The sequence below is a fragment of the Verrucosispora sp. SN26_14.1 genome, assembly GCF_004307965.1.
GTDB lineage: Bacteria > Actinomycetota > Actinomycetes > Mycobacteriales > Micromonosporaceae > Micromonospora.
The window spans coordinates 1-3,374 of record NZ_SISL01000569.1 but is presented as its reverse complement, the minus strand read 5'-3'; the positions used below and the strand labels follow the sequence as shown (position 1 = coordinate 3,374).

Annotated in this window: 4 protein-coding genes; 1 reads left to right on the top strand and 3 read right to left on the bottom strand. The window is 70.6% G+C overall.

From position 1 onward, the window contains the following. Positions 1–68 precede the first annotated feature (68 nt). The 3 genes from EYA84_RS29200 to EYA84_RS29190 all read right to left on the bottom strand — a co-directional run bounded on the left by EYA84_RS29200 (position 69) and on the right by EYA84_RS29190 (position 2,221). Positions 69–1,157, bottom strand: coding sequence for a lytic polysaccharide monooxygenase (locus tag EYA84_RS29200; protein WP_131057246.1), 1,089 nt, complete (start codon positions 1,155–1,157; stop codon positions 69–71). Positions 1,158–1,316: 159 nt separating this feature from the next. Next, positions 1,317–1,757 carry a GNAT family N-acetyltransferase gene (locus EYA84_RS29195; protein WP_131057244.1) on the bottom strand — a complete coding sequence of 147 codons (441 nt, stop codon included), beginning with the start codon at positions 1,755–1,757 and terminating at the stop codon, positions 1,317–1,319. Between the two features lie 203 nt (positions 1,758–1,960). Beyond that, on the bottom strand, positions 1,961–2,221 hold the full coding sequence (locus EYA84_RS29190; RefSeq protein ID WP_131057241.1) for a Prokaryotic metallothionein: 261 nt from the start codon (positions 2,219–2,221) through the stop codon (positions 1,961–1,963). 360 nt (positions 2,222–2,581) lie between these two features. On the opposite strand from EYA84_RS29190, the gene EYA84_RS29185 reads away from it, so the two are divergent. Then, a complete protein-coding gene (locus tag EYA84_RS29185) occupies positions 2,582–3,328 on the top strand; it encodes a lytic polysaccharide monooxygenase (protein ID WP_131057239.1) in 747 nt (248 codons plus the stop codon). Positions 3,329–3,374 lie beyond the last annotated feature (46 nt).

Sequence of the window (3,374 nt, the reverse complement as noted above, 5' to 3'; positions counted from 1 at the left end):
ATGAGCGCTAGTCTCGTGGGCTCGGAGATGTGTTTAAGAGAAAGGAGTAGGCGCGGCCCCGTCCGGGGTCAGGTGGTCGCCGTGCAGGTCAGCGTCGGTGCGCTCGACCCGCTGCCGGAGGCCAGGAAGCCGAAGGTGGTGCTGGCTCCGGCTCCGAGGCCGCCGTTGTAGCTGACGTTCTGAGCGGTCACCGTCGAACCGCTGGAACTGAGGGTGGCGTTCCACGCCTGGCTGACCTGCTGGCCGCTGGCGTACGTCCAGGTCACCCGCCAACTCCGGATGGCCGCGCTGCCCGCGGTCACCTGCACCTCACCCTGGAAACCACCGGACCAGGTCGAGGTCACCCGGTACGTCGCCGCGCAGGCACCCGCCACCGGCGGTGCGGTGGTCGTCGGCGGCGTGGTGGGCGGGTCGAAGGTCGGCGTCGGCGTCGGCGAGGCCGGCGGGGTGGTCGGGGGAGGCGTGGTGCCGCCACCGAACTGCACGTCGCTGCAGATGTAGTACGACTGGTCCGTGTGGCTGGCCTGCCAGACGGTGAACAGCACGTGCCGTCCGCTGCGACCCGGCGCGTTCACCGGGATCTCGGTGGACACCCCGTCGACCTCGCGCTGCCACTGCGAGGCCGGAGTGTTACCGATCTGGCCGACCAGTTCCAGGTCCGACCAGGCAAGGGGCTTGGTCAGTACGTCGTAGCCCTGCCGGGAGGCGTACACCCGGATGTAGTCGGCACCGTGGCTGGCCTGGTCGAAGAACTTGAGCCGGAAGCTGTTGGCCACCGAGGTGGTCCGCCAGGCGCCGACGGCGTCCAACGCGTTGTAGCGCCCGCTCTCGGTACGGCCACCGGAGCAGAGCTGGCCGTTCGGGATGGCGCCCTGGTGGTTGCCGGCCACCCCCTCGCGGAACAGGCCGTTCCAGTTCCACATGGCGTTCGGGTTGGCCTGCCAGGCCTGCCAGCACATCGGGTCCTCGGTGGCCATCCGCGGGTTCTGGAAGTCACCGCCCCAGCGCTGCCAGCAGCCGTAGTTGCGGGAGATCGGGTTGGCCACCGAACCGTGCGCGGACACCGGAGCGACAAGCGCTGTGGAGAGCAGCAGCATGGCACCGGCCGCCACACCCAACAGCGACAGTGCCCGTGATTTTCGAACTAGCTTGGACATGGAGCCCCCAGGGGGAGTCGTCGGATCGCGACATCGCCCGGATCGCACGGGAGTTGCCTCTCCCGGCCTGATCACGTTGCCCTGGCTTCGCCCGAAGAATGGCACACACCATCGCCACTGGTCAATTCGATGGTGGGCTGGGCGGGACTGCCCGGCTGCTCAGGCCACGCGGCGCATCGGGGTGTGCGAGATGCCGTCCTCGACGTACTCGGGCCCGCTGGCCGTGAAGCCGTACCTGGCGTAGAGCGCCACCAGGTGTGACTGGGCGTCCAGCACGCAGGGACGGTCACCGATCCGGGCCAGCGCCTCCGTCATCAGCCGCCCGGCCTGCCCGCCGCCGCGCGCCGCCGGGGCCACCACCACCCGTCCGATCCTGGCGACGCCGTCCGGGTCGGCCAGGATCCGCAGGTACGCGACGGGTGCGCCGCCGTGGGCCAGCCAGAGGTGCCAGGTGCCCGGTTCGACGTCCCGTCCGTCGAGTTCCGGGTACGGGCACTGCTGCTCGACCACGAACACGTCGGCGCGCAGGCGTACCAGGTCGTGAAAGGTCCGGGCGTCCAGGTCGGTGAAGCGCGCGACCCGCAGTTCGGTGCTCGACACCCGGCCAGGTTAGGCCGTGCCCGGTCGCGTGAAAGGAGGGGTCCCCTGCTAACGCCTCGTGCATAGCAGGGGACCCCTGCTAACGCGTGGGCCCGGGCGGCGCCAGCGTGCGCGGCGGCGCTAGTGCGGTGCGGCGGCGCTAGTGCGGTGCGGCGCTGGCGCGCGTGGGGCGGCGTTCAGCGGGGGAGCCGTCGCGCGGTGGGTCAGGCGGGGCGGGCGCCGACGGCGTCGCGGATCTCGGCACCCTGCTCCGTCTCCACCGCCCGTGCGCAGTGCCCGCAGCAGAAGAAGCGGCCGGAGACCTCCACGCCGTGTCCGAGGATCTTGACGCCGCAGTGTTCGCAGATGGGGGCCAGCTTGTGGCTGGCGCACTCGAAGCTGTCGAACGTGTGCACGTCACCGCTGACCGTGCGCACCTCGAACGCCAGCCAGTAGTCGTTACCGCAGACCTCACAGGTGGCCACGACGGATCCCTCCAGTTAGAGCCTTTTGTGCAAGTTTGCCCTGATCTCGGCTTGGTGCGACGCGAAATCGCGCTGACTCGTCCGGTTCGCTCGGCGTGTCGCCGACGCGCGTCGGCCACGGCGCGAGGCGTCCGGCCGGGCGCGGGCGGTCCGGTGGGCCGACGTCGGGCGGGCGCTGGCGTGCTGATGATCGTGAGGCGGGAGGAAGTGTGGGCGGACCTGGATCGACGCGCGGGCGCGACCTGAGGGGCCTCGGATGCGCGTACCGTGCGTTTTATCGATAGCGGTCTTTACTGTTAACAAGGTTTAAATTATGTTGGTGGCACCTCACCAGGCAACATGCCGAAAGGGAGTGCCGCCATGCGTCGAAGAATCACCCTCCCGCTCGTCGCCGCCGGGGCCATGGTCTCCACCCTGGCCGTCGCGACCCCGGCCCAGGCCCACGGCTACGTCTCGTCGCCGCCTAGCCGCCAGGCGCTCTGCGCCCAGAACCGCGTACCGGACTGCGGCCAGATCCGCTGGGAGCCGCAGAGCGTGGAAGGCCCCAAGGGGCTCCGCACCTGCCACGCCAACATCTCCCACTTTGCCGTCCTCAATGACGACAACCGGGGCTGGCCCGCCACCTCGGTCGGCACCACGGTCACCTTCACCTGGGTCAACACGGCGCAGCACGCCACCCGCGACTGGGAGTACTTCATCGGCAACACCCGGGTCGCGGTGTTCAGCGGCGGCAATCGCCAGCCGGGTCCCACCGTCTCGCACACCGTGAACCTGTCCGGCTACTCGGGCCGCCAGAAGCTGCTGGCCGTCTGGAACATCTCGGACACCGCCAACGCCTTCTACTCCTGCGTCGACCTCCAGATCGGCGGCGGCAGCGGCAACCCCACGCCGAGCCCGAGCCCGACCACCCCGCCGGCACCGTCGCCGACCCCGACGACCGGCCCGACCACCAACCCGCCGGCCGGGGGCACGTGGACCGCCGGCCGCGCCTACGCCGTCGGCGACCAGGTCACCTACGGCGGGCGCACGTACCGGTGCCGGCAGGCGCACACCGCCATCGCCGGATGGGAGCCGCCGAACGTACCGGCGCTGTGGACCCAGGTCTGACCAGCGTGAGGTGCGGTCGGGCCCGGCCCGCGCCGCACCTCACGCC